We start from the raw sequence: 1,944 nt of genomic DNA on the forward strand, positions 1-1,944 counted from the left end.
TTGTCTTTCAGCCGCCGCCCTCCCCGCTCTACCCCGCCCCATACTCACCCTAACCCTACACCCCGCTCTTCCGAGCATCGCGTACAGTGCCACTCTCAGCACCCGAGCCAGCGCAGCGCCTTGGGATCGTCCGGCACGGTGTGCGTACGCCGCAGGTTCTGCAGCTGCAGCCGGTGCTCGACGCTGCGGAGAAAGCGGTAACCGCGCAGCAGCGTCTCGCCGTCCTCGCGGCCCACATAGCCGCCCGCCACCAGCGCGCGCAGCGCGGGCAGGGTGCCGGGCTCGCGCAGGCTCTCGTCGATCCGGCCGTGCACGAGCTGGAGCAGCTGCACCGCGAACTCGATGTCGCGCAGGCCACCGGGACCACGCTTGATCTCGCGCTCGACCTCCCGGGCCGGCACGTTGTCGATGATCTTGCGGCGCATGTCCCGGACGTCCTCGACCGCCTCGGGACGCTCGGCGGCGTGCCAGACCAGCGGGGCCAGGTCGTCGATCCACTCGGCCGCCAGGTCCAGGTCACCGGCGGCCGGGCGGGCCTTGAGCAGCGCCTGGAACTCCCACGTGCGGGCCCAGCGGCGGTAGTACGCCTGGTGGCTGGCCAGGGTGCGGACCAGCGGACCGCGGTTGCCCTCCGGGCGCAGCGCGGCGTCGACCGGCCAGGCCACCTGCCCGCACACCTCGATGAGCCGGGCCGCGACGGCGGTGCCCGCGCTGAGGTCCTCGTCGCCGGCCGCCACGAAGATGACGTCCACGTCGGACACGTAGTTGAGCTCGTAGCCGCCGCACTTGCCCATCGCGACGACCGCCAGCCTCGGATGAGCGGTGCTCGCGGGCAGACCGGCGAGGGCGATCGCGTACGCCGCCGCGAGGGTCTCGTCGGCCAGCCGGGACAGCGCCGCCATGGTCGGCTCGAGACCCCGGCCGCCGGTCAGGTCGGCCGCGACGATCCGCAGCAGGGCCACCCGGTACGCCGTACGCAGCAGCGGGACGGTCGGCGGCCCCTCCCCCGTCGAGTCGCCGAACTCCAGGTGCCCCTCGGCGTTCGGCGGCAGGCCGGTCTTGCCGGTGGCGAGCACCCGCCACTGATCGGGGTTCGCGACCAGGTGGTCACCCAGCGCGGACGAGGCGCCGAGCACCGCGACCAGCCGGCGCCGCAGCCCGGCGTCGGTGTAGATCGCGTGCAGCACGGCGTCGGCCGCCGGGCTGTCGGAGATCTCCTCGCCGGGCCCGGTCACCGGGCCTCCGCTGCCGCGCTGGGCCGCCCGGGCCACCGCGTCGACCATCCGGTGCAGTTGGCGCAGGGCGAGATTGGGGTCGGCGGCCCGGGACAGGGCGTGGATCAGCTCACCCGCGTCACCGTCGACCGGGGCCTGCGCCTCGGCGTCCCACAGCCGCAGACCGCCGGGGCCGAGCAGGTCGGCGGCGCGGGTGCCGTTGTCGGCGAAGCCGTACCGGGCCAGCCGGCTGGGCCTGGTCATCTACTGCCCCAGCAGCGGGAGGGTGCGGATGGTCCCGGGATTGGGGATGTCGGCATCAGGGAGGGTGCCGAGGGCCAGCGAGGCGAAGCGGGCCGCGAACGGCTGCCAGACCTCCTCGACGTCCGGCAGGATCTCGGCCGTGGCCGCCACGACCGCCTCGGCGTCGTAACCGAGCTCGTCGAGCGCCGCCACGTCCGTCCGGGTCCAGTCGGCGATCATCTCGGCGTCGCACTCGATGTGGAACTGCAGGCCCCACGCCCGGTCACCGAGCCGGAACGCCTGGTGCGGATACCGCGAGGAGGCGGCCAGCAGCACGGCGCCGATGGGCAGCTCGGTGATCTCGTCGCTGTGCCACTGCACCACGTCGGGCAGCAGCGGCACGTACTTGAACAGCGGGTCGCCGTCCGCCGCGTCGCGCCGGCCGACCAGGCCGGGGCCGATCTCCGGGCCGGAGGTGCTGCGCTCG

The 1,944-nt window shown here is 74.1% G+C and carries 2 pseudogenes; both read right to left on the reverse strand.

Going from position 1 to position 1,944, the window contains the following annotated elements:
- Window positions 1-104: 104 nt before the first annotated feature.
- Window positions 105-1,478 (reverse strand): annotated as a pseudogene (locus AB0C29_RS46030) (bifunctional [glutamine synthetase] adenylyltransferase/[glutamine synthetase]-adenylyl-L-tyrosine phosphorylase); the annotation flags it as partial.
- Window positions 1,479-1,944 (reverse strand): annotated as a pseudogene (locus tag AB0C29_RS46035) (type 1 glutamine amidotransferase); the annotation flags it as partial. It lies immediately after the preceding pseudogene.

The sequence above is a fragment of the Actinoplanes sp. NPDC048791 genome (assembly GCF_040650095.1).
Taxonomy (GTDB): Bacteria; Actinomycetota; Actinomycetes; order Mycobacteriales; family Micromonosporaceae; genus Actinoplanes.